Below are 21,926 nucleotides of genomic sequence, written 5' to 3'. Positions count from 1 at the left end.
AGTTTCATCCCTTATATTTTCACTTAACATTGATTATTCTATTAGGTGATAAAAATGCTTTCTCTTTTTATGCATATGAGCGTGATGAAACGACTGGTTCTGGTTTCCGTTTTCTTCCTGATTTCTTTTATTGCTTTAGGAACGGCATATTTTCAACTTAGTGCCTATCAAAGAGAAACCTATGAAGAAAAGTCACTTTATAACGAGGCTTTAAAAGATATTAGAGCCTTAGGTGGGTATATGCTCACCGCGCGTTATACGGAAAAAGAATATGTCATTAAATCAAAAGAAAAATATGAAAAAAGACAGCGCGAAACGGAACGCAACGTCAATAAGCTCATCACTGCCTTAGCGCAAAAGCTCAATAGCCTGGAAGAAAAAGCCTCCCTTGACGTGATTGAAGAAAAAATGGCGGGATATTTCAGCCATTGGGATAGCTTTGTCGGGCTCAACAAAACGCTCGGCTATGATAAAAAAAGCGGTTTTTATGGTGCTGCGCGCACGGCTTCCAAACATTTAGCCAAGGTGAGCAATGAAATCCTTGAGCGCAATGAAGACCATATGGAAAGCCTTGGTCAGTCCGATGACCCCTTATTTGCTGTGATTGCCAAAATCCGCCGTGGGGAGATGGAACTTCTTGCGCGCCAAGACAGTAAATATATCACTGAAGTGTCCACACATGTGGCTAAACTCAAGATATTGCTCAAAGAAAACTTCCTGGAAGAAAGTGATAAACAAACACTCAATAGAACCTTGGATGATTATCTTGAGCAATTCACCAAGATGGCCTCTCTCTACATTAAACGCCATGAACAGGCTGGCCTGTTTAAGACCTTTTACAAACCTGCGCGCAAATCCCTTGATGGGCTGGAAAAGGTCATTGCCCATAAAAGCACATTGGCAGACCATGCTTTTGAAGACGGTACTCAACAAGGGCGTACTATCTTCCTTGCCATCATCGGTATTGGCGGCAGTCTTTGTGTGATCCTCAGCCTAGTTGCGGGGCGCACTATCTCCAAACCGTTAAATCAGCTTGTGCAAACGACCATGCGCATTTCATCAGGCGAACGTAATGTTCAAATTGATGATCAAGAGCTTAAAAACGAAATTGGTGAAATGTCGCGCGCCCTTTCTATTTTCCAGAATAATGCACAACAGATGGAAGATATGCGCCATCAACAAGAAGAAGTGAAACGACAGGCCGAAGAAGAAAACAAACAGATGATGGCCCAAATGGCTGAACGTTTTAGAAACACGGTCACAGGGGCCATGGATAGTATGTCTCTGGCTGCCGAGAACCTACAAGATACCGCCCAAACGCTTTCTTCAGCTTCTCACCAGAGCCTTGCACAAGCCAATAATGTTGTAGAAAGTTCTCAAATGGCTAATGAGCGTGTAGATCAGGCCAGCACCAGTGCCTCTTCTCTAAGTCATTCCATTAATGAAATTCGCGGCAATACAGATCGCTCAGCACAATTTTCAAAACAGGCAACCGAGCGTGCCCAAATTGCAGATCAGGAAATTCAAGGTCTTGCCAGTGCTGCAACGAAAATTGGTGAAGTAGCCTCTATGATTGCCGATATTGCAGAACAGACAAACCTACTTGCCTTAAACGCCACCATTGAGGCCGCACGTGCAGGAGAAGCAGGAAAAGGTTTTGCGGTTGTTGCTTCAGAAGTCAAAAACCTTGCCAACCAAACCGCACAGGCCACCAAAGATATTTCTGTGCAAATTAACAATATTCAATCGGCAACCCAAACAGCGGTTGTCTCGGTTCAAGCTGCGGGGGGCGCTATTGATGAGGCCAACCAGATTGCCTCTGAAATTGCATTAGCCGTTAATGAACAATCAAAAGAGACCGATAATATCACCGCTAATATGACTGAGGCTTCCTCACAAACCGTTACCACCCTTAATGCGGTTGAAGATGTAATTAAGGCCTCAGACCATGTGGGTGACATGGCAAACAACACGTTAAATGCCTCTGAAGAGATTAACCAGCTTTCCCTCGAGCTGACAAAAGGTGTGGATGATTTCCTCAAAGCATTGCAAAATGGATAATTGTCAGCTTGACGCAAGGTTTCGTCCCTATGGTTAAGTCACTTAATTGGGACAGGAAGGTCTAAACAGATGAAATTGTTGGTCGTGGAAGATAATCCCGAACTTTGCAGCCTTTTGCAAGAAAGGCTCAAAAAAGAAGGTTTTGCCATTGACGCCTTTCATGAAGCTGAAGACGCACACAGCGCTTTGGAAACAACACGCTATGACTGTGTCGTGCTTGACCTTGGCCTGCCTGATGGGGATGGTCTAGATATCCTCACTCAGCTTAGGGCGAAGAAAAACATGACACCTGTGCTTATTTTGACCGCACGCGACGGTCTTGAAGACCGGGTTAAGGGGTTAAACCTTGGCGCTGATGACTATTGCCTCAAACCTTTTGAGATGGATGAACTAATCGCACGCATTCGCGCCCTTTTGCGCCGTCCCGGTGGCGCATTGGGGGTGGAACTTTGTGCCGGTAATCTGACGTTTGATACGGTTTCGCGCGAAGTTCAAATCGCAGGTGACGTGGTTGCTTTGGCAAGGCGGGAACTTGATGTGTTAGAAGAACTCATGCGCCGTTATGGTCGTGTGGTTTCAAAGCAAGCCCTTGAAGAAAGCCTTTATGGCTTTAATGAGGATGTGGGGTCAAACTCAGTTGAGGCCCATATCTCTCGCTTGAGAAAGAAATTGAATAAAACTCAAGCAGACGTTAGCGTACATACCATTCGTGGTGTGGGATATATTTTGGCGGATAATTCAGATGACGACTAAATCTCCTTCCTTGGTACGTAATGTTTTGCTTTCACAAGCAGCACTGGTCATCCTGTTTTTTGCCATGGCTGTTGGGGCGCTTTACAACGAATATAAATCCGTTGGTGATAATTTGCGCGAAGGTACATTGCGCACTCAAGCTGATGAAATTTTCCGCCACCTCAAAACTGACCAGAACAACCTGCTCACGCTTGACCTGCCCTATGGCCTTTCCCAGGCTTACCGTGAAGCAAACGGTATATATTTATTTACGGTTTCTGATCCAAACGGCACGTTGTTATTCTCCTCTAACAAACGTGATTTCCCTTTATATCCGTTTGATCCCAACCATAAAAAGTCACAATATTTTCAGTTTGAAGATATCCAAAAGGAACTGACCTATTTTGGTGCTAGTTATCAGTTTGATATCGGCACGCGTTCCATCTGGCTTCAGGTTGCGCAGGATGAAAGCCATTATGATATTTTGGCAGATACGCTGGCTGATGAGTTTTTCGAAAATATCGGCTGGATCTTGCCTTTCTTTTTCATCGGGCTTCTGGTCAGCAGCACATTGATTTTGCGCTTAAGCATGCGCTCACTCAATAACGTTTCAAAAAAAGCACAGGAAATCGGCCCTTCAAACACTGAAATTCGCCTGCCTGAAAAAAACGTCCCCTCAGAGGTTCTCCCCCTTGTCCAAGCCGTAAACAACGCCTTAGAAAGGTTAGAGCGTGGCTTTGAGCTGCAACGTCGTTTTACCGCGGATGCCGCCCATGAATTGCGCACGCCACTGGCGGTACTCAATGCCCGCATTGAAAGTGTTGAAGACCAAAAACTTGCAAAACTGCTGCAAAAAGACACAAAAGTCATGACCCGCTTGGTCGCCCAGCTTCTCAAGGCAGCCCAGCTTGATAGCCTGACCATTTCAGCTGATGATCAGGTTGACCTCATGGAGGCCAGCAAGGATGTCATCAGCCTCCTCACCCCCTTGGCTGTAAAACAGGGCAAGATGTTGGAGATTGATGAAAACGCCACGCCTGAACCTATTTCCGGCAATTATGATGCGATCTATCACATGATCCGCAATCTGTTGGAAAATGCTCTGACCTACACCCCCAAAGGTTCCACCGTAACGCTCAGCCTTGATAAGGGACCATCCCTAAGTATTCGCGATCATGGCCCGGGCATTGCCAGTGGGGATAAAGAAAATCTGTTTAAACGCTTCTGGCGCGCAGATCGTTCTGACACACAAAAAGGCTCCGGCCTTGGCCTATCGATCGTCGCTAAAACCGTCAAACTTCATGGTGCCTCCATTGATGTGGATAACCACCCTGAAGGCGGGGCCATTTTTACTGTAAAATTTGCTAAAAACATAAAATAAGCCCTCACCTGTCAGCTTAGTGTCAGCTTCCTCTGGCATCCTACATCCAAGCTAAAAACGCATTGGATGAGGTTATGTTCAAAAAACTAAAAACAAACATACAGATTGTGGCTTGTGTCACGGGGTTGGCTTTATTTTCAGCCAGCCCGATACAGGCCCAAGAAGCTGACCATCTGGTGCGGTTTAAGCATTTTTTAAAAACGGGCCAGCCCCAGCGCGTTATAGAAACTGCAAACTCAAAAAACATTCAAGAAAGCCTCTTGCTGGCACAAGCCTACCTGCAAACCGGGCAAGCCGATCTCGCCTTGGAAATTTATGAGAATGCCCAGTTTCACATATTGGATAATGATGAGAGCATCTCACTTGGGCTTGCTAAAGCCAAGACAGCCCTTGGTCAACTGGATCAGGCCCGCCGTCATTTAAAAATGGCTCATCTTTCAGGGGGCTATAAAATTGAGGCCGAGCTCATTCTTGCCTCCATTGATGAAATTTCAGGCCATGTGGGCCAAGCCCGCCAGCGCCTTGAAAAGCTTTACAAGCTTGCGCCAAACCATGAAAGCGTCGTGTTGACCTTTGCGTCTTTTAACGTCAAACAACAGGCCTTAAATGAAGCCGCGCGCATATTGGAGCGTTTTTTACTTTCTAATGCTGATAGTGCAAAAACCGCACAGATGTTGGGTAACATATATCAACAATGGGGCCATGGTGATAAAGCTGCGACTTACTTTAAAATTGCCCACAGGCTTTATAACGAAAACGGCGACCAAAACCCTTCAACACCGCAGGTAGCCCATAAAGATGATGCCCCTGCCCCCATAGCACAAAAGGTAAAACCGGTTGCCATAAGCCCACTGCCACAGGTTAAACAAGCCCGTTATAAAAGCTTACCCAAACCAACGCCTTTGCCCTTTTCACGCCAAACCGCCCTTAAAACCGGAAGTGGTTTTATCATCGGCCAAGGCCAATATATTGTGACAAACAGACATGTGGTCGACCACTTAAACTCCCCCAATGAAAAGATTGCCGTGCGCAATGGGTTGGGCGAATTAAAGATGGCCCACATTCATAAAGTCTCTCAAAAAGATGATTTGGCGATCTTAAAGACCGATCAGCCCTTTCGCGCAGAATATGCCATCCCCTTTCACCAGCTCCCCAACACCACACCGGGCTCAGGTGCGATTGTTATGGGCTTTCCCTTAATGGACCTTTTGGGGCAAAACACCCCTTCCTTAACCGATGGCATTATCAGTAAAGCCACTGGCCTTGGCGATGATCAACGCACATTTCTGATTTCTTCAAAAATGAATAAAGGCAACAGTGGGGGACCGATCTTCAATAAACGCGGGGAACTCATCGGGATTGCGGTGGCAAAGCTTGATGTAATGGGCGTCTATGAAGAACGCGGTCATCTCGCTGAAGATATGAATTTAGCCATTAAAGCCAACTCTGTGCAAGAGCTGGTGGGCCCGCCTTCTTCACAGCCCCCAGCAAGGGAAGTTATCAACTCATTAGAGGAGCTGTACCAAACCATGCTGCCCAGTGTTGTTCTTGTCGCTTCAAGGAGTGCGTCATGAAAAAGCTCGCCATTTCCTTGTGCCTTTTCCTTCTAAGCGCACCAAGCCCGGCCTTAAGCGAATGGGTCAATGTAAGTGCCAGCAGCTTTTTTGGCCCCGATACAGCCCAGCAAACAGCCTGTAAAAATGCTGAAACCAAAGCCAAACGCCGCGCTTTGCAAAAATTAACAGGTGAGCGCCTTGTGGCAGATGACCTCATGGTCTGTAGCGAAGTGGCCCAAAAATCAGATTGTAAACTTAACCGCCTGACATGGTCCCTTGTGGATGGTGAAATCCGTTCCCTGAAAAACCGTCAGACAAGCGTGCAGGATATGGGCAATGACGTGCAGAAATGCACCGTCACACTACAAGCCGATATTGCCACGAATTTAGGTTTTAATGATCCGGATTTTGACCTTGGTGTAGAGCTTAATCAAACCATGTTTCGAACGGGTGAAGACCTTGTTTTAAAAATGGCCCCCAGCCAGCCCATGTATGTTCAGGTCTTTCAATGGCTACCTTATGAAACAGACCAGCCCGTTGTGCGCATTTTCCCCAATGATTTTGATACAGATAGCCATTTCAAAAACAAAGATACGATCCCGCGCCATATGCATCTGAATTCTTATGCCATGTCGCTTGCCCCCCCGCCAAAGATCACGGGTAAGCAACGTCATTGGGATGAATATCTCATGGTTGTTGCAACACGTTCACCAATTCGCCTTCGTGATCATTATTCCCTTCCCGAACTTCGCTCAAAACTGCTTGAACTGCCGCGCAAAGACAGTCGTTTGATCAAAAAAGGCTACACCATTCTTGGAGGCTCCCTATGAAACATATACTCACCTTAGCAGTTTGCCTGATCACTTTAAATGCCTGCACAACACCATCTTATGTGGATGAGGGCAAAGATGAGATGAGCCTTAATCCGCTTAACCAAGTACGTTTTAAGGTATTTGACAGCTATAAAAAATCCCCACCAAATTGTGTGGCGGTTTTACCTTTTAGCGATGAGCGCGACCTTCAAGACGACGAGGCACTCTCTTTTGATGAAAGCAAGGCTGTGCGTCAGGCTTTTTATGCCCATCTTGCGCCCCAAGGAAAGCGTGATATAGAGCTTCCCCGGGTCGATTTCCTGCTTGATAAACTTGATAAAAAAGAGGCGGACAAGCTCGATGCCATGAAAAATGTGCTCAATTGTGATGCCATCATCCGTGGTAAAATCCTTGAATTTGATAGCCAGTTCTTTGGTCTTTATTCCCGTGTGGCGGTTGGTGCTGAAATGGAAATGGTGCGCCTTTCTGATGGGGAAATCCTGTGGAAGGCCAACCATGTTGCCCAAAGCCATGGCGGTGGGCTGTCGCTTTCCCCCGTTGGTTTAGCCATGGGGATTTTAGATGCTGCCACAAATATGGAAGAAGAACAGACCTTACGCCTGATTGATGATCTCTCGCGCAGGCTGGTCAGTACCATTCCTGATGATAATATTGCGGTTTTGGATGAGCCTATTGTCGAAGAAAAGATCATTCTCACCCGCTATAAGGAAGAAACACTTTCTGACTTTCTTAAAACCTTACAAGCCAAAGAAAAGCCAGACCAAATTGCCGCCTTGGAAGAAGCCTTGGCAACAAAGCGTTTTCCTTTTGGGGAAAGGTTCACCCTTTATGAACAGCTTATTTCTCTCGATGAGAAAAATCCGGCACGTCACAATGATTTTGCCCAATATCTTGCCCATGCGGGGGATTATTCAGAGGCGATTTCAGCCACTCAAGCCTCCCTCAGCCTAAACCCAAAAGATGATAGCATCCACTTCCTGCAAGGCCGATTGTTAAGCAAGACATCACATTATGACGATGCCTTGTCAGCTTACCTTAAGGCAAGTGCGATAAATAATAAGAATGCTGAATATCTCAATGGCATTGGATATGTAAATTCCATATTAGGGCGTCCTGAAAAAGCCTATGCGGCCTATGAAATGGCCCTCAAACAGGACCCTGCCAATGGATATGCCTATTACAATATGGGTGTCACCTTACAAAATGCCGGCGAGTTGGAAAATGCAGCAGATGCCTATTATGGCGCGGGGCTCGCCTATATCAAAAATGGGCGATTTGGACAGGCCCAGAAAACACTGACAGACCTGAACGATCTTTCTTCACAAGGAGTAGACGTATCAGGAGAAATTAAAACGCTCAATGAGGCCATTGCCGAATTAGGAAAAAAGGAAACCTAACATGTTAAAATTCAAACAGACTTCACTTGCTCTTACTGCCATTAGCCTTGGTCTAAGCGCTTGTTCAACGCCCGAGCCCGGCACACCTGAGGCCGCCCTTTGGGCCCATGAACAAAAAATGGAAGCCAAAGCTGAAAATGTTGAAGATACAATTGACGAGCTACCCTCATGGTACCTCAACCCACCAAAAGACGATATTAGCGCTTATGGTGTTGGCACCTCGACCTCTTCAGACATTCAGCTCGCTGTTGATAAAGCCATGCTCAATGCCAAACGTTCCCTTGCCGATGCCATGAAAGGCAAGATCAGCTCTAAAATGAAAGAGTTTGTCACTGAAAGTGGCACCGATGAAGACACACAAGTAATCAGCGATGTGGAACGTGTCACTTCAAACCTTATTACCGAAGTCGATCTCTCAGGCTTTATGCGTGAAAAAGTTGAGGTTAAACCACTGGGTACACAATATCGTGTTTATGCCATGATCCGCTTCCCATTGGGCAAAGCCAATCGTGTCATGGTGGATAAAATCAAGAAAAACGCACGTCTTGAAGCAAAAATCCGTTCTGCCAAAGCTTTTCAGGACCTAGAGCGTGAAATTCAAGAAGCACGCAAACAAATCAATTAAGCAGGGGAGATATGAGATGAAATATCCACTAATTTCTTCATTTTTTGTCGGGCTGGCGCTTGTCCTTACAAGCCCATCCGCCCATGCTAAATGGCTGCTCAGTGCGCAAGAAGCTGAATATATTGGTAAATCACCTGCGATGCAGGAACCCATGGCGGCCCAAACAGGTATTGGTCCCAAAATCCTTGTTAGCAATCCAAAATTTCTATCAAGCGTGACACCGCCTGTGGATATATCGGTTGCTTTTACGCCTGGTCAAAGCGGTCATAATCCGGATATGGAAAGCCTGAAAGTCGTTGTTGTGGGTTTCTTTGATTTTGATATTACCGATCGGGTCCGCGAATATCTTGAAGGCACACATCTTAATGTGAAAGATGCCGCTTTTCCAGTGGGGCGTCACCGCATTCGCATGCGCATCAAAGATGAAAAAGGCAATGCTAACGAAAAAGATCTGATTGTCACGGTTTCCCCGCAACAGAACTAAGCCTGCTCACCAATCATCATAACGTCAAAAGGGCCTTAAGCGGCCCTTTTTTCATTTCATCAATGCTCAACGGGGTTGATATCTTTTGAATAGATCGGCAAATAAATCGTAAAACAGGTGCCTTCTCCAACCGTACTTTCCACCTCAATATGGCCTTTGTGCCAATCCACAAGTGTTTTCACAAGGTTCAAGCCAATGCCTGTGCCTTTAATTCCTTGTGAAGTTTTGGCCCTGAAATACCGTTTAAAAAGATTGTCCAGATCACCTTCAGGAATACCAACCCCAAAATCACGCACTCTTAAAACAGCATAATTTTCTTCGCTCAGACCCGTCACTTCAATACGGTCGGCTTTGGGTGAATATTTCAAGGCGTTTGATAAAATATTCTCAAGAATGCGTTCAATGGAATCTGGATGGGCCCAAATACTATGAGGCAGCTCAGTGACATCACATTCAATCTTATGATTGCGATGGGCTTCACGCATCATCTCGCATTTTTCTTCAATGAATTTGGCAAAATCCACATAGGACGGGATCATTTCAAACGTGCCGCTTTCCAGCTTTGACGACAATAAAATATCATCAATCATTCCATTAAGGCGCGATACACCTGAGCGGATTTTTTCCACTCGGCTTGTGGCCTTTTCAATATTGCCACGCTCTAAAAACAGTTTGATATTCTGCGCCCCGCCATCAATCACGGTTAATGGCGTGCGAAATTCATGTGAGACAACCGAGATAAACTCACGTTGTGCTTTTTGGTTCTCAATCTCAATAAGCAGGTTTTCCGCAATCTCTTCGTTTTTCTCTTTCAGGCTATAAGTTGCCTCTTCCACCATTTCCTGCAAGTGGTTTTGGTGGCGCAGCAGTTCTTTTTCTTGTTTCTTACGTTTAGAGACATCACGAACTGAAGCCATAATGACTGTTTCGCCATCCAGTTCAATGGAACTCATAAAGACTTCGGCGGCAAATTCTGAGCCATTTATACGTTTATGGGTCCAATCAAAAAAGCTATAGCCCTTATCAAGGACTTCACGTATTTTTAGCGTCCCTATTTCTAAGGAGCGACTGCCGTCTTCTTGAAACTCTGGGCTATAAAATATTTTTGGCTTGGATAAAAGCTCTTGCCTGTCCTTGGCCTTGAAAAGCTTCACGGCTGCCGTATTACAATCAACGATTCTATCTTTTGTGGTTAGAATGATGGCATCGCGAGAAGATTCAAACAATGTTCTAAAGTGAACTTCGGATTTTTCAATCGCGGATTTTTGTTCTTCCAACAGGCGTTTTTTCTCTTTTTGAATTTCCAAGTCTTTTTCGAGTTCTTTAATCTTGGAAATATCCTGCATCAAGACTTGGGCCACATGGTTGTCTTCCCAGCGCATCATCCCCACAATCAACTGAATTTTGCGCAAGTTACCTTTCATATCCCGGATTTCCACCACCGGAATTTCAAAGCTTGTGCCCTCTTTAAACAGGATCATGAATTTTTCAACAAGGTCTGCCAAAATATCGCCTTCAATAAAATCAAGACAATGGCGCCCGATCAAGCTTTCAGGTTGGGTTTCAAGTAAACGGGCCATTTCCTTATTGGCATAGATAATGCTCTGTTCTTGGTGCAAGGCCATACCAATAGGCATCAGCTCAAACATCATGCCCATGCGCACTTTGGTATCAGCCAGAAGCTGTTCTAGTTTCTCAGCATTTTCGGTTCCTTCGGTATCATCAAAGAAACCATCATCATCATCGCCAAACAGCTCTACCGAAGATACCATAACCCAACTTCCAATTATCCCTGAGAAGACCTCTTTTTTTAGATAAGGTCTAACATTGTTTTTTTTAATTAATCACTATATTCTTAGCCCAAGGATAATGCTTGCGCTGTAAATGCACAAGCACTGATAGAATGCTTAAGGCGGAAAAGATCATGACTTTAATTCTAATCGTTGAAGATGAGGCAGACGTACGTGAAGACATTGTTGACCTTCTCGAGTTAAACGATTTTGAAACTGTTGAAGCTGTTGATGGACGCGACGGTATTTCCAAAACCGTTGAACATTGTCCCGACTTGATCATTTCTGACCTGTCCATGCCCAATATGGATGGGCATGAGTTTTTTGAAACGTTAAAATCTGATCACCCTGAGGTTGCAGGTATTCCGTTTATTTTCCTAACGGCCTCCAACTCGCGTGAAAATGAAATTCGCTCAAAAGAACTTGGGGCGAATGACTTTCTATCAAAGCCTGTAGATTTTGAAATCCTCCTTGCCACAATTCGAGCACACCTCAGAGCGACAGAACGCTCTATGCAAAGCCTGAGCCTGTCCTTGGATGACTTCCTTTCCAAGATTGAAGGCGGCCCTTCTTTAGAAGATGATCCTAAGGAACAAAAACGTCTGCATTCTATTGTTGAATATTATAAAGACCTATTGGCTAAATCTTCTCGTCCAACAGCTGCGATCAAAAGGCTACGTTCTGCTGAATATGAAATTCAGACCATTCAGGATGCTGAAAATCTTGCCATGACCATGTCGCATTTTTTCCCCGAGGCAGAAAGTGCACTTCTTGGGTTAAACGAACTTTTGGTCAACGCCATTGAACATGGCAATCTTGGCATCACCTATGAAGAAAAAGGCGAACTTCTTGCCAATGGCACATGGATGAGTGAAATCAATCGCCGCCTGACTTTGGACACATATAAAGAACGCTATGCCACCTGTCGTTTCACCCGTTTTGAGGATCGTCTTGAAGTGGAAATCATTGATAAAGGCGACGGGTTTAACTGGCAAAAATTCACTGATTTCTCTCCAGAAAGAATGGCCCATACCCATGGTCGTGGCATTATGCTCACCATGTCCATGGCCTTTAATGAAGTGGAATATAAAGGGAACGGCAACCATGTGGTTGCACGCACCTTTATATAATCACCTTTAAGCCACTTGTTTCTTATCACCTGAAGTGGTGGTTGCCTGTGCAATAATATCCTTAATTTCAGATTGGCACGACCCGCAGTTTGTGCCCGCCTTAAGATGTTGCCCAATGGCTTCAACACTCACCTTGCCTTCATCAGCAATCGCGCGCTGAATTTGAAACAAGCCGATGTTAAAGCAAGAACAAACAATCGCGCCTTTTTCTGCCACATCACCAACAGGCTTGGCACTTAAAAGCGAGATGCGTTCTTCCATGCTCACTTCGCTTTGATCAAACAGACCCGCAATCCAGTTGCGCGTTGGGATATTGCCTTGGTTTTCAGACGTGATCAAAACACCAGATGGTACATTGTCCTTTATGACAGCATATCGATGGTGTTTGCGTTTTTTATCTTCCATGGACAAGAGCTCCCCTTCACCTAACAAGAATGAAGCATATTCATCCCAGTTTGAAGGTTCACCTAATCCTGCCAGATCATACACATAACACCCATTAGAGCGACTGCGCGTCCAATATACGAACCCACTTGTCTCAATCTTCTCACGACTGAATAAAAGCCCATGCCAGTCAGGTTGAAATTTCGACACATTCACCGGTGTATGTTTACTTTCAGGTTGGCCTGAAAAAGGATCAGTTACCGGATTAACAAGGCGCCCAACAACCGCATGGGCAGAATTTTCATCATTCCAGTGCATGGGCATAAACAACTCACCTGGCTTAACCGTATCACAGGTTTTCACCCGTAAAATCGCTTCTCCCCATTTAGATTCAACTTTAACCAAATCCTGTTTCTTCAGACCTTCTTTAAGGGCTGTATCAGGATGAATATCAAGATAAGGTTCATGTAAATGAGATGACAAGCGTGGCGAGAGGCCACTGCGCGTCATGGTGTGCCACTGATCACGAATACGCCCTGTATTAAGCACATACGGATACTTGGCAGTTGGCGTATGTTTTGGCGCCTTTAGGTCAACGGCCAGCATATTGGCTTTGCCAGAGGCGGTATAAAACTTCCCATCTGCAAAGAAACGATCCTTAGGATTGTTATTAATAGGCCATTTAATGGGCTCAATCGCATCAAACTCTTCACGGCTTAACCCTTGCCAAGACGAGAGGTCAAAATCGCGCGTACCCTCATTTTCATAAGCTGACAAGGCCACATGTTCAGCAAAAACATCATAAGATGTTTCATAAGAAAATGCCTTTTCAAACCCCATCTTTTGGGCAACACGCGTTATAATTTTCCAATCCGGCAGTGCCTCACCGGGCAGTTCCTTAAAGCTATGCTGGCGAGAAATACAACGCTCCGTATTGGTCACGGTGCCGTTGCGCTCCCCCCATGTTGCCGCAGGTAAAACCACATTGGCATAAGCCATGGTATCTGTGTTTTGTACACAATCAGACACCACAACAAATTCACATGTTTCCAGTGCTTTTCGCACACGGTTGGCATCTGGTAAGGAAACCGCAGGGTTTGTCGCCATAATCCAAATGGCTTTAATCTCACCCTTATGGACTGCTTCAAACATATCCACAGCCTTATGACCGGGTTTGCCTGCAATGGTTGGGCTATCCCAGAATGTTTTTACACGGCTTATGGCCTCTGGTGTAAAATCCATATGAGCCGCCAGCATATTGGCAAGGCCACCGACCTCGCGCCCGCCCATGGCATTGGGTTGGCCTGTAACAGAAAGCGGGCCACAACCCTCTTTACCGATACGCCCCGTATAGAGGTGACAATTGAGAATGGAATTAACTTTATCACTGCCTTGAGAAGACTGATTGACGCCTTGGCTATACATACTCAAAGTCTTTTCAGTCTTTAAGAACCAGTCATAAAATGTCATCAAATCTGCCAACGCGATATCACATTGACGCGCAAGCACCTGATAGTCCGAAGCCTGCTCAGCAGCCATAGCAACGGCCTGCTCGCAACCTTCAATATGATTATCAACATATACGCTATCTTGAGCACCATTTTGCGCCAGATAATTCAACAAGCCATTGAAAAGCAACACATCATATCCCGGCTTAACCGCCAGATGAAGGTCGGCAATTTCACAAGTCGCCGTTCTGCGTGGATCAATGACAACAACCTTGGTGCCGCGTTCTTTTTGTGCTGCTTTTAAGCGCTGAAATAATACAGGGTGACACCATGCAAGGTTGGAGCCCACCAGCACAACCAGATCAGCCTTTTCAAGGTCTTCATAGGTTTGTGGCACGGTATCAGAACCAAAAGCCCGTTTATGCCCCACAACAGAGGAGCTCATACACAGGCGCGAATTGGTATCGATATTTGCCGTGCCGATAAAGCCCTTAATCAGCTTGTTTGCCACATAATAATCTTCGCTAAGAAGTTGACCGGACACGTAAAAAGCCACACTGTCTGGGCCATATTTTTCAGCCGTTTCCTTAAAACGTTGCGCCACAACATTAAGCGCCTCGTCCATCTTAACCGTCTGCCCTTCAATTTTAGGTTCAAGCAGGCGATTTTCCAGCCCCAGCGTCTCCCCAAGGGCAGAGCCTTTCGAGCAGAGCTTGCCAAAATTGGCGGGATGGTCCGGGTCGCCCTTAATTTGGACAGACCCGTCTTCCTGTTTTGTGACCAAGACGCCGCAACCAACGCCGCAATATGGGCACGTTGTACGCTTTTGGTCAGCCATTTGTCCCTGTTGCCTCCGCTTCAACAAAAATACGGATAAGCCCGTCTGTAACGGCCACCTGAATGACACGTGTACAGCCGTGGTCCGGGTCTAACACATCGCCTGTTTCCAGATCGATATTCCAGTTATGTAAAGGGCAGGCCACCGCCTTACCATGGACAATACCTTGAGAAAGCGGGCCACCTGAATGGGGACACTCATCCACAATGGCAAAAATCTCATCATCCGCGGTGCGAAAAACCGCAATATCACCGCGTGCACTTTTAACAACACGTGCCCCAAGCTTAGGGATATCATTTACGTGACCGACTTCAATCCAGTTACTCATTTTCTTTCTCCCTATTCTGCAGCTTGTGCTGTGACAACAGCCAATGGTTTAAATTGCTGGCCTGCGGCCTCTTCATTAACAGCGGTTGCCCATGGGTCATCCTGCCAGAAGGTTTGTGAGTGTAAGAAGCGCGCGTTAAGTTCTTTGCGGCGTTTTTCATCATCCACAACGATCGACTTCACATATTCAAGGCCGACGCGTTCAATCCACGGTGCTGTGCGTTCCAAATAACGTGCTTCTTCGCGATAAAGCTGGATGTAAGCACCACAATATTCCAGAACCTCTTCTTCGGTTTTTACCAAACAAAGGTCATCATTGGCGCGCACATGGATACCACCATTACCCGCAACAGAAAGCTGATAGCCACTATCCACACAGATCACACCAAAATCTTTAATGGTGGCTTCTGCGCAGTTGCGTGGGCAACCGGAAACCGCCATTTTAAATTTATGCGGCATGTAGGAACCCCAAGCCATTTTCTCAAGCTTCACGCCCAAGTCCATGGACAGTTGCGTACCAAAGCGGCACCATTCTTGGCCCACACAGGTCTTTACCGTGCGCAAGGATTTACCATACGCATGACCAGACACCATGCCTGCCTCATTTAGGTCTTTCCAAATTTCAGGGAGATCTTCTTTTTTAATGCCAAATAGGTCGATGCGCTGACCACCTGTCACCTTCACCGTTTTCACATCAAATTTTTCTGCTGCATCAGCAATGGCGCGCAATTCTTTCGGGTTGGTCAGACCACCCCACATGCGCGGTACAACTGAATATGTGCCATCTTTTTGAATATTGGCATGGGCACGCTCGTTAATGAAACGCGATTGCTCATCATCCACATATTCACCGGGCCATGCACAGAGCATGTAATAGTTCATCGCCGGGCGACATGAAGAACAGCCATTTGGCGTTTTCCATTCCAAAGCCTGATAGGCCGCGGGGATAGATTTTAATTCTTGCTCGACAATAGCGGCACGAACTTCATCATGGGTATGTTCTGTACAGCCACACATGGGCTTTACAGTTACGGCTTCAAACTCATCACCCAATGTGGCTTGCAAGACATTTTCCACCAAATTGGCACATGTTCCGCAAGAAGCAGAGGCCTTGGTGTGGGCTTTTACCTCATCAAGACTTGTTAAGCCTTTGTCGTTAATCGCTGTTACGATATCGCCTTTACATACGCCGTTACAGCCACAGATTTCCGCATCCATGGGAAGGGCTGCAACGGCCTCAATGGGGTCCGCAGATGCGCCCCCTCCTGAGGCAAAAGCTTGACCAAAGATCAACAAATCACGGATATCGCTGATATCCTGCTCATCCTTAAGCATCTGGAAATACCATGCACCATCAGCCGTATCCCCATAAAGAACCGCACCTTGGATTTTATCATCCTTAAGCACAACACGTTTATAAATACCGCGCGCAGCATCGCGAAGAACCACATCTTCACAATCATCCCCACCGGAGAAATCCCCCGCTGAGAATACATCTACGCCCGAAACTTTCAGTTTGGTTGAGGTGACAGAGCCTTGATACGCATTATCGGTGCCTGTGATATGATCAGCCAACACCTTGCCCATTTCATAAAGCGGGGCCACCAGACCGTAACAATCACCACGGTGTTGTACACATTCGCCAACACTGTAGATATTTTCATCAGATGTCACAAGCTGGTCATTAACCATAATGCCGCGCTCAACCTCAAGACCAGATGATGCAGCAAGAGCCGTATTAGGACGAATACCCACAGCCATCACGACAAGGTCGGCGGGGATTACACTACCATCAGCAAGGTGAACTTCTGAAACGCGACCGTCTTTTTCAACGATCTCTTTGGTATTGGCTTCGGTCAGAACATCAATACCGCGCCCTTCAAGTTCCGTTTTAAGAAGGAAACCTGCGGCTTGGTCAAGCTGGCGTTCCATCAATGTATCCATCAAATGGATGACAGTGGCTTTCATGCCGCGGCGTTGCAGACCGTAAGCCGCTTCAAGCCCCAACAGGCCCCCACCAATCACAACAGCATTTTTATATTTGCCAATTGCTTCATCCATAATCTCAACATCGTTCATGTCGCGAAAGGTGATTACGCCTTCAAGGTCTTTACCCGGTACCGGAATGATAAAAGGTTCTGAGCCCGTTGCGACCAGCAGCTTGTCATAAGACTCTTCAATGCCATTTGCCGATTTAACGATTTTATTGTCGCGATCAATTTCGGTCACTTCTGCATTGGTGTGAAGCTTGATGTTATTTTCTTCATACCATTTAGGTGAATTGATCATAATCTCATCAAATGTCTTCTCGCCTGAAAGAACAGGGGAAAGCATAATACGGTTATAGTTGCCGTATGGCTCTGCACCAAAAACAGTGATTTCAAATTGATCAGCATCACGCTTTAATATCTCTTCAACAGCGCGCATACCGGCCATTCCATTACCGATAACAACAAGTTTAGACTTCATGGCAGAACCTCATTCTTAAAAGACTATAAAGGCGGGTATTTTCCTGTTTTCCTTTTGTAGGGGAGGCGAAAACACCCAAGTTGCCGTTCATTTCGCAACAAGCGTGCCAACTCATACTGCAGCTGCGAAAAATATTATAAATTCATTAAAATCAGTAATTTATATAAAAACCCTCTTTTCTTTATTATAAAGAACGCGCGTATAAGACTAATTTTTAACGCCTTGATGCCTATTATTTAATCTATTAAAAAAGTATGATTAAATAATAGGCATAATTAGTGCTTTCAAATGAGAATTCAGCCTAAAGTTCGTTAGTTTTCCGCCTTTTTTAAAACTGGCACAGCCTTTGCGTTGTGCACTGCAGTAACTTTAGTACCAATTGATTCTTTAGCCTGAAAACGGCTCGCTAGAAGTAGGAGAAAGAAAAAGATGTCTAACTCTTCAGCATCACGTTTAAATATATTCTCGTTTAGTGGCAATATGCGTATTTTGCACTTAACGTGGATTGCTTTTTTCATCAGTTTTTTCGTCTGGTTTAACCATGCCCCTTTAATGGCCTCCATTCGCGACACACTGGGTTTAACCCCACAAGAAGTGAAAACGCTTTTAATCTTAAACGTGGCCTTGACCATTCCCGCACGGATCATTATCGGCATTCTTGTTGATAAGTTAGGCCCGCGCATCACCTATTCCTCCCTCTTATTCCTTGCCGGTATCTTGTGTGCCTTTGTTGCCCAAGCCTCCACCTTTGAAGAGATGGCGATCTTGCGCTTTATGCTTGGCTTTGTAGGTGCCGGTTTTGTGATTGGCATTCGCATGGTTGGGGAATGGTTCCCCGCCAAACAAGTTGGTGTTGCCGAAGGTATCTACGGCGGCTGGGGTAACTTTGGTTCTGCGGCTGCTGCCATGTCGCTACCAACACTCGCCCTATTCTTTGGTGGTGATGAAGGCTGGCGCCTTGCAATGGCACTTACAGGTGCTGTTGCCGTTGTTTATTCTGTCATCTATTTCTTTAGCGTAACTGACACACCAAAAGGCTCAACATACTTTAAGCCCAATAAAGCCGGTGCGATGGAAGTGACCTCAAAAAGTGACATGATCCTTTATTGCATCATGAAGCTGCCTTTGTTTCTTGCCCTTGCGCTTTTAAACTGGAAACTGGGTCCAGATAACCTCAAGATTTTAAGCACTGATATTTCTTATGGTATTTATGCCATCCTTGCAGCGCTTTATGTCTATCAACTGATCCATATCTTCAAAGTCAATAAAGACGTCTTAAGCGAAGAAGTTCCTGAAATTCACAAATATAACTTCAAGCAAGTTGCTGTGTTGGACTTGGCTTATCTTGTAACTTTTGGCTCAGAGCTTGCCGTTGTTTCCATGCTGCCTATGTTCTTCCAAGACACGTTTGACCTTTCCATCGTTATGGCTGGTCTACTGGCTTCTGGTTTTGCCTTTATGAACCTTGTGGCACGCCCGGGTGGTGGTCTGCTTTCTGATAAATTTGGTCGTCGCAAAACATTGTTGATTTTGCTCATCGGTCTGTCTATCGGCTATATGACCCTGTCACAGATTGATAGTGACTGGTTCCTGCCTATGGCTGTTATTGCAACAATGTGTTGTTCTTTCTTCGTCCAAGCTGGTGAAGGCGCTGTCTTTGCCATGGTACCGCTGATTAAACGCCGCATGACAGGCCAAATCGCTGGTATGGTTGGTGCCTATGGTAACGTTGGCGCGGTTCTCTTCCTCACCGTTTTATCCTTTGTTGATGCTCATATCTTCTTCATGGTGATTGCTGGTGCCGCCATCGTGACCGTGGTTGCCACTTATTTCTGGCTCGATGAACCAGAAGGTAAAATCGCTGAAGTGATGCCTGATGGCACCGTTCAACTGATTGACGTTTCCTAATCCAGCCCATAGGCTAAAGAAAAAGTCTTCCCTTTCATGAATATTGAAAGGGAAGACCTCTTTTTAAGGATAAAATTGTGAACACAGATATAGAACTCAAGATCGGTCAGCACTCACAAAGCGGGCGCAAAGAGGAAAACCAAGACTCCTATGGTGTCTTGTTACCTGAAGGAAACCTGTTGACGACAAAAGGCTGTGCAGCCGCCATTGCTGATGGTATGTCGGGCTCTGATGCCAGTAAGGAAGCCTCTGAAAGCTGTGTTAAAACACTTTTCACTGATTATTTTGCCACCCCTGAAAGCTGGAGTGTCACAACATCGGTTTCAAAGGTTCTCAGTGCCTTAAACCGTTGGCTCCATGGGCAAGGCCAAAGCCGTTTTGGTTCTGAAAAAGGCATGGTCAGCACCTTATCTGCCCTTATTTTCAAATCAAATACGGGCCATGTGTTTCATGTGGGCGATTCACGTATCTATCTGCTGCGCGATGGTGTAATTGAACAAATCACCCGCGATCACCGCCTGCGTGTCTCTGCTGAAAAAGAATATTTAAGCCGTGCTATGGGGATCGAGCTTAATGTAGATATTGATTATAAATCCCTCACCCTTGAAAAAGGCGATATCTTCATTTTCACAACAGATGGGGTGCATGATTTCATCCCTGAGCGCCATATGATCGAGCTTATTAAACAGCATCAAGATAATCTCGATCATGCTGCGCAGGAAATTGTCTCTCAGGCTTATGAAAATGACAGTGATGATAATCTCACTTGTCAAATCGTCGAGATTACCAATTTAGCGCCTGATGATGAGGCCACCCATATTCGCCGCCTGCAAGAACTCCCCTTCCCGCCGGAGTTGGAACCGGGCATGATTCTAGATGGCTATGAAATTCAGCGCGAGCTTCATGCCTCAAAAAGATCACAGGTCTATCTGGCAAAAGACCAAGACACAGGTTTGCTCGTCGCCCTAAAGACTTTATCGGTTAATTATGAGGATGATCCGACCTTTATTAACCTGTTCTTGCGCGAAGAATGGATCGGCAAGCGCCTGAGCAGCCCCCATGTGATGAAGGTGCTTGAACCATCAAGGGGTAAGAACTTTCTCTATTATATCAGTGAATTTATTGAAGGCCCGACCCTTGGGCAATGGATGCGCGATAACCCCAACCCGAGCCTTGATGAAGTCAGAAAAATCATCAAACAAATCGCCTTGGGTTTGCGCGCTTTTCATCGAAAAGAAATGGTCCATCAGGATTTAAAGCCAGACAATATCGTGATTGATCGTTCCGGCACGGTTAAGATTATTGATTTTGGCTCTACCCGTATCTATGGGCTAGAAGAAGTTTCCACACCAATTGAACAGCTTGATCTCTTAGGCACGGTTGATTACACCGCCCCTGAATATCACTTAGGCACGAAAGGGACATCGCAAGTTGATCTTTATTCCCTTGGCGTCATTGCTTATGAAATGCTCACAGGCAAACTGCCTTATGACAAAGGCTTTAGCTCAAAAAGCGCGGTCCATAAGCTGGTTTACACACCTGCGAGTGAACATAATGAGGCTATCCCTGTCTGGTTTGACAAGGCCTTAGAGCGCGCTGTTCATAAAGAAAGAAACAAGCGCTATCCAGTTTTTAGCGAGTTTTTAAAAGATTTGGAAAAGCCAAACCCGTCCTTTACCAAAGAAGACAATCAGCCAATGATGGCGAGCAATCCGAAGCTTTTCTGGCAGGTGATCGCCCTTGTATCCTTACTGGTCAATTTCATCTTTATCGCAGGTCTTATCCACTAAAGCTCATCTGGTCCAAACCGACAAGTTCATAGCCTTTATCTCTTAGCCCCTCAGCAATAAAGGCTGCACTTTCACAGGCTGAAGGCGTATCGCCATGCACGCAGATACTATGGATATCACAAGGCAATAACTTACCTGAGGCCGTCACAAGCCCGCCCTTATCCATCATATCAATAACCCGCTCCAGACAGGCTTGTGCATCATGGATCACCGCGCCTTTTTCTTTGCGGCTGACAAGACTGCCCGTATCGCTATAGGCTCGATCTGCAAAAATTTCTTGGGCGACTTTTAAACCAGCCTTTGCCGCCTCAATCGATAATTGCGATAAGACAGGTGCCATAAAGACCAAACTGTCATCTACATCTTTCACCGCACGCACCAAAGCGCCAGCCAGTTCTCCATCTTCACAAGCCATATTGTTAAGTGCGCCGTGGGGTTTCACATGACTAACGCGCACGCCTTGGGCTTTAGCAACAGCTTGTAGCGCCCCGATTTGATAAAGCGTCATGGCATAGACTTCATCAAGGTTCATCTGCATGGCACGACGACCAAAACCTTGAAGATCAGGAAATGATGGATGTGCGCCGATAGAAACATCATTAGCCTGTGCCAAAGCCAAGGTTTTTTGCATGACCAGTGGATCACCGCCATGAAAACCACATGCGATATTTGCCGATGAGATTGAGGCCATCAGGGCTTCATCATCACCGATGGTATAAGCACCAAAACTTTCGCCCATATCGGCATTAATGTTGATCTGTTTCATAGCTTAA

16 protein-coding genes are annotated in these 21,926 nt (G+C 45.7%); 11 read left to right on the top strand and 5 right to left on the bottom strand.

Going from position 1 to position 21,926, the window contains the following annotated elements:
- Positions 1-54 precede the first annotated feature (54 nt).
- The 8 genes from MTBPR1_RS10330 (at position 55) to MTBPR1_RS10295 (ending at position 9,069) form a co-directional block, all read left to right on the top strand.
- Positions 55-2,061 carry a methyl-accepting chemotaxis protein gene (locus MTBPR1_RS10330; protein ID WP_069188930.1) on the top strand — a complete coding sequence of 669 codons (2,007 nt, stop codon included), beginning with the start codon at positions 55-57 and terminating at the stop codon, positions 2,059-2,061.
- Positions 2,062-2,130: 69 nt separating this feature from the next.
- The gene (locus MTBPR1_RS10325; RefSeq protein ID WP_069188929.1) at positions 2,131-2,814 is read left to right on the top strand and encodes a response regulator; all 684 of its coding nucleotides are present in this window, start codon (positions 2,131-2,133) and stop codon (positions 2,812-2,814) included.
- Positions 2,804-4,174: a sensor histidine kinase gene (locus MTBPR1_RS10320; RefSeq protein WP_069188928.1), complete on the top strand. Its 1,371-nt coding sequence runs from the start codon at positions 2,804-2,806 to the stop codon at positions 4,172-4,174. The genes MTBPR1_RS10325 and MTBPR1_RS10320 overlap by 11 nt, the downstream gene beginning before the upstream one ends.
- Positions 4,175-4,248: 74 nt before the next feature.
- Positions 4,249-5,748 (top strand): S1 family peptidase, encoded by a 1,500-nt coding sequence (locus MTBPR1_RS10315; protein WP_069188927.1) that lies wholly within the window; start codon positions 4,249-4,251, stop codon positions 5,746-5,748.
- Entirely contained in the window at positions 5,745-6,560 is an 816-nt protein-coding gene (locus MTBPR1_RS10310) for a DUF4384 domain-containing protein (RefSeq protein WP_069188926.1), read from the top strand. Before MTBPR1_RS10315 ends, MTBPR1_RS10310 begins: the two co-directional genes overlap by 4 nt.
- A complete protein-coding gene (locus tag MTBPR1_RS10305; RefSeq protein ID WP_069188925.1) occupies positions 6,557-7,960 on the top strand; it encodes a tetratricopeptide repeat protein in 1,404 nt (467 codons plus the stop codon). The genes MTBPR1_RS10310 and MTBPR1_RS10305 overlap by 4 nt, the downstream gene beginning before the upstream one ends.
- Position 7,961: 1 nt before the next feature.
- The gene (locus tag MTBPR1_RS10300; RefSeq protein WP_069188924.1) at positions 7,962-8,585 is read left to right on the top strand and encodes an LPP20 family lipoprotein; all 624 of its coding nucleotides are present in this window, start codon (positions 7,962-7,964) and stop codon (positions 8,583-8,585) included.
- 16 nt (positions 8,586-8,601) lie between these two features.
- On the top strand, positions 8,602-9,069 hold the full coding sequence (locus tag MTBPR1_RS10295) for a hypothetical protein (protein WP_069188923.1): 468 nt from the start codon (positions 8,602-8,604) through the stop codon (positions 9,067-9,069).
- 59 nt (positions 9,070-9,128) lie between these two features.
- Here MTBPR1_RS10295 and MTBPR1_RS10290 read toward each other — a convergent pair whose 3' ends face one another.
- Complete coding sequence (locus MTBPR1_RS10290; protein ID WP_069188922.1) at positions 9,129-10,841, bottom strand: sensor histidine kinase; 1,713 nt, start codon at positions 10,839-10,841, stop codon at positions 9,129-9,131.
- A 152-nt stretch (positions 10,842-10,993) separates the two neighbouring features.
- On the opposite strand from MTBPR1_RS10290, the gene MTBPR1_RS10285 reads away from it, so the two are divergent.
- Positions 10,994-11,989 (top strand): response regulator, encoded by a 996-nt coding sequence (locus tag MTBPR1_RS10285; RefSeq protein ID WP_165602656.1) that lies wholly within the window; start codon positions 10,994-10,996, stop codon positions 11,987-11,989.
- Positions 11,990-11,995: 6 nt separating this feature from the next.
- Here MTBPR1_RS10285 and MTBPR1_RS10280 read toward each other — a convergent pair whose 3' ends face one another.
- From MTBPR1_RS10280 to nirB, 3 genes are read right to left on the bottom strand one after another with little or no spacing between them, the layout of a single operon-like run.
- Positions 11,996-14,659, bottom strand: coding sequence for a nitrate reductase (locus MTBPR1_RS10280; protein WP_069188920.1), 2,664 nt, complete (start codon positions 14,657-14,659; stop codon positions 11,996-11,998).
- Positions 14,652-14,987: a nitrite reductase small subunit NirD gene (gene nirD, locus MTBPR1_RS10275; protein ID WP_069188919.1), complete on the bottom strand. Its 336-nt coding sequence runs from the start codon at positions 14,985-14,987 to the stop codon at positions 14,652-14,654. Before nirD ends, MTBPR1_RS10280 begins: the two co-directional genes overlap by 8 nt.
- An 11-nt stretch (positions 14,988-14,998) precedes the next feature.
- Positions 14,999-17,455 carry a nitrite reductase large subunit NirB gene (gene nirB / locus MTBPR1_RS10270; RefSeq protein ID WP_069188918.1) on the bottom strand — a complete coding sequence of 819 codons (2,457 nt, stop codon included), beginning with the start codon at positions 17,453-17,455 and terminating at the stop codon, positions 14,999-15,001.
- A 429-nt stretch (positions 17,456-17,884) separates the two neighbouring features.
- Between nirB and MTBPR1_RS10265 the strand changes: the two genes are divergently transcribed.
- Both MTBPR1_RS10265 and MTBPR1_RS10260 read left to right on the top strand, forming a co-directional pair.
- Positions 17,885-19,363: a NarK family nitrate/nitrite MFS transporter gene (locus tag MTBPR1_RS10265; RefSeq protein ID WP_069188917.1), complete on the top strand. Its 1,479-nt coding sequence runs from the start codon at positions 17,885-17,887 to the stop codon at positions 19,361-19,363.
- A gap of 77 nt (positions 19,364-19,440) precedes the next feature.
- Entirely contained in the window at positions 19,441-21,153 is a 1,713-nt protein-coding gene (locus MTBPR1_RS10260) for a bifunctional protein-serine/threonine kinase/phosphatase (protein WP_069188916.1), read from the top strand.
- On the opposite strand, the gene MTBPR1_RS10255 is transcribed toward MTBPR1_RS10260, so the two are convergent.
- Positions 21,143-21,919 carry a LamB/YcsF family protein gene (locus MTBPR1_RS10255; protein WP_069188915.1) on the bottom strand — a complete coding sequence of 259 codons (777 nt, stop codon included), beginning with the start codon at positions 21,917-21,919 and terminating at the stop codon, positions 21,143-21,145. The two genes, MTBPR1_RS10260 and MTBPR1_RS10255, sit on opposite strands and share 11 nt — an antisense overlap.
- Positions 21,920-21,926: the final 7 nt, after the last annotated feature.

Source organism: Candidatus Terasakiella magnetica (assembly GCF_900093605.1).
In the GTDB taxonomy this organism is placed as follows: domain Bacteria; phylum Pseudomonadota; class Alphaproteobacteria; order Rhodospirillales; family Terasakiellaceae; genus Terasakiella; species Terasakiella magnetica.
The sequence above is the reverse complement of the archived record's forward strand: the minus strand, read 5'-3'. Positions and strand labels throughout refer to the sequence as shown.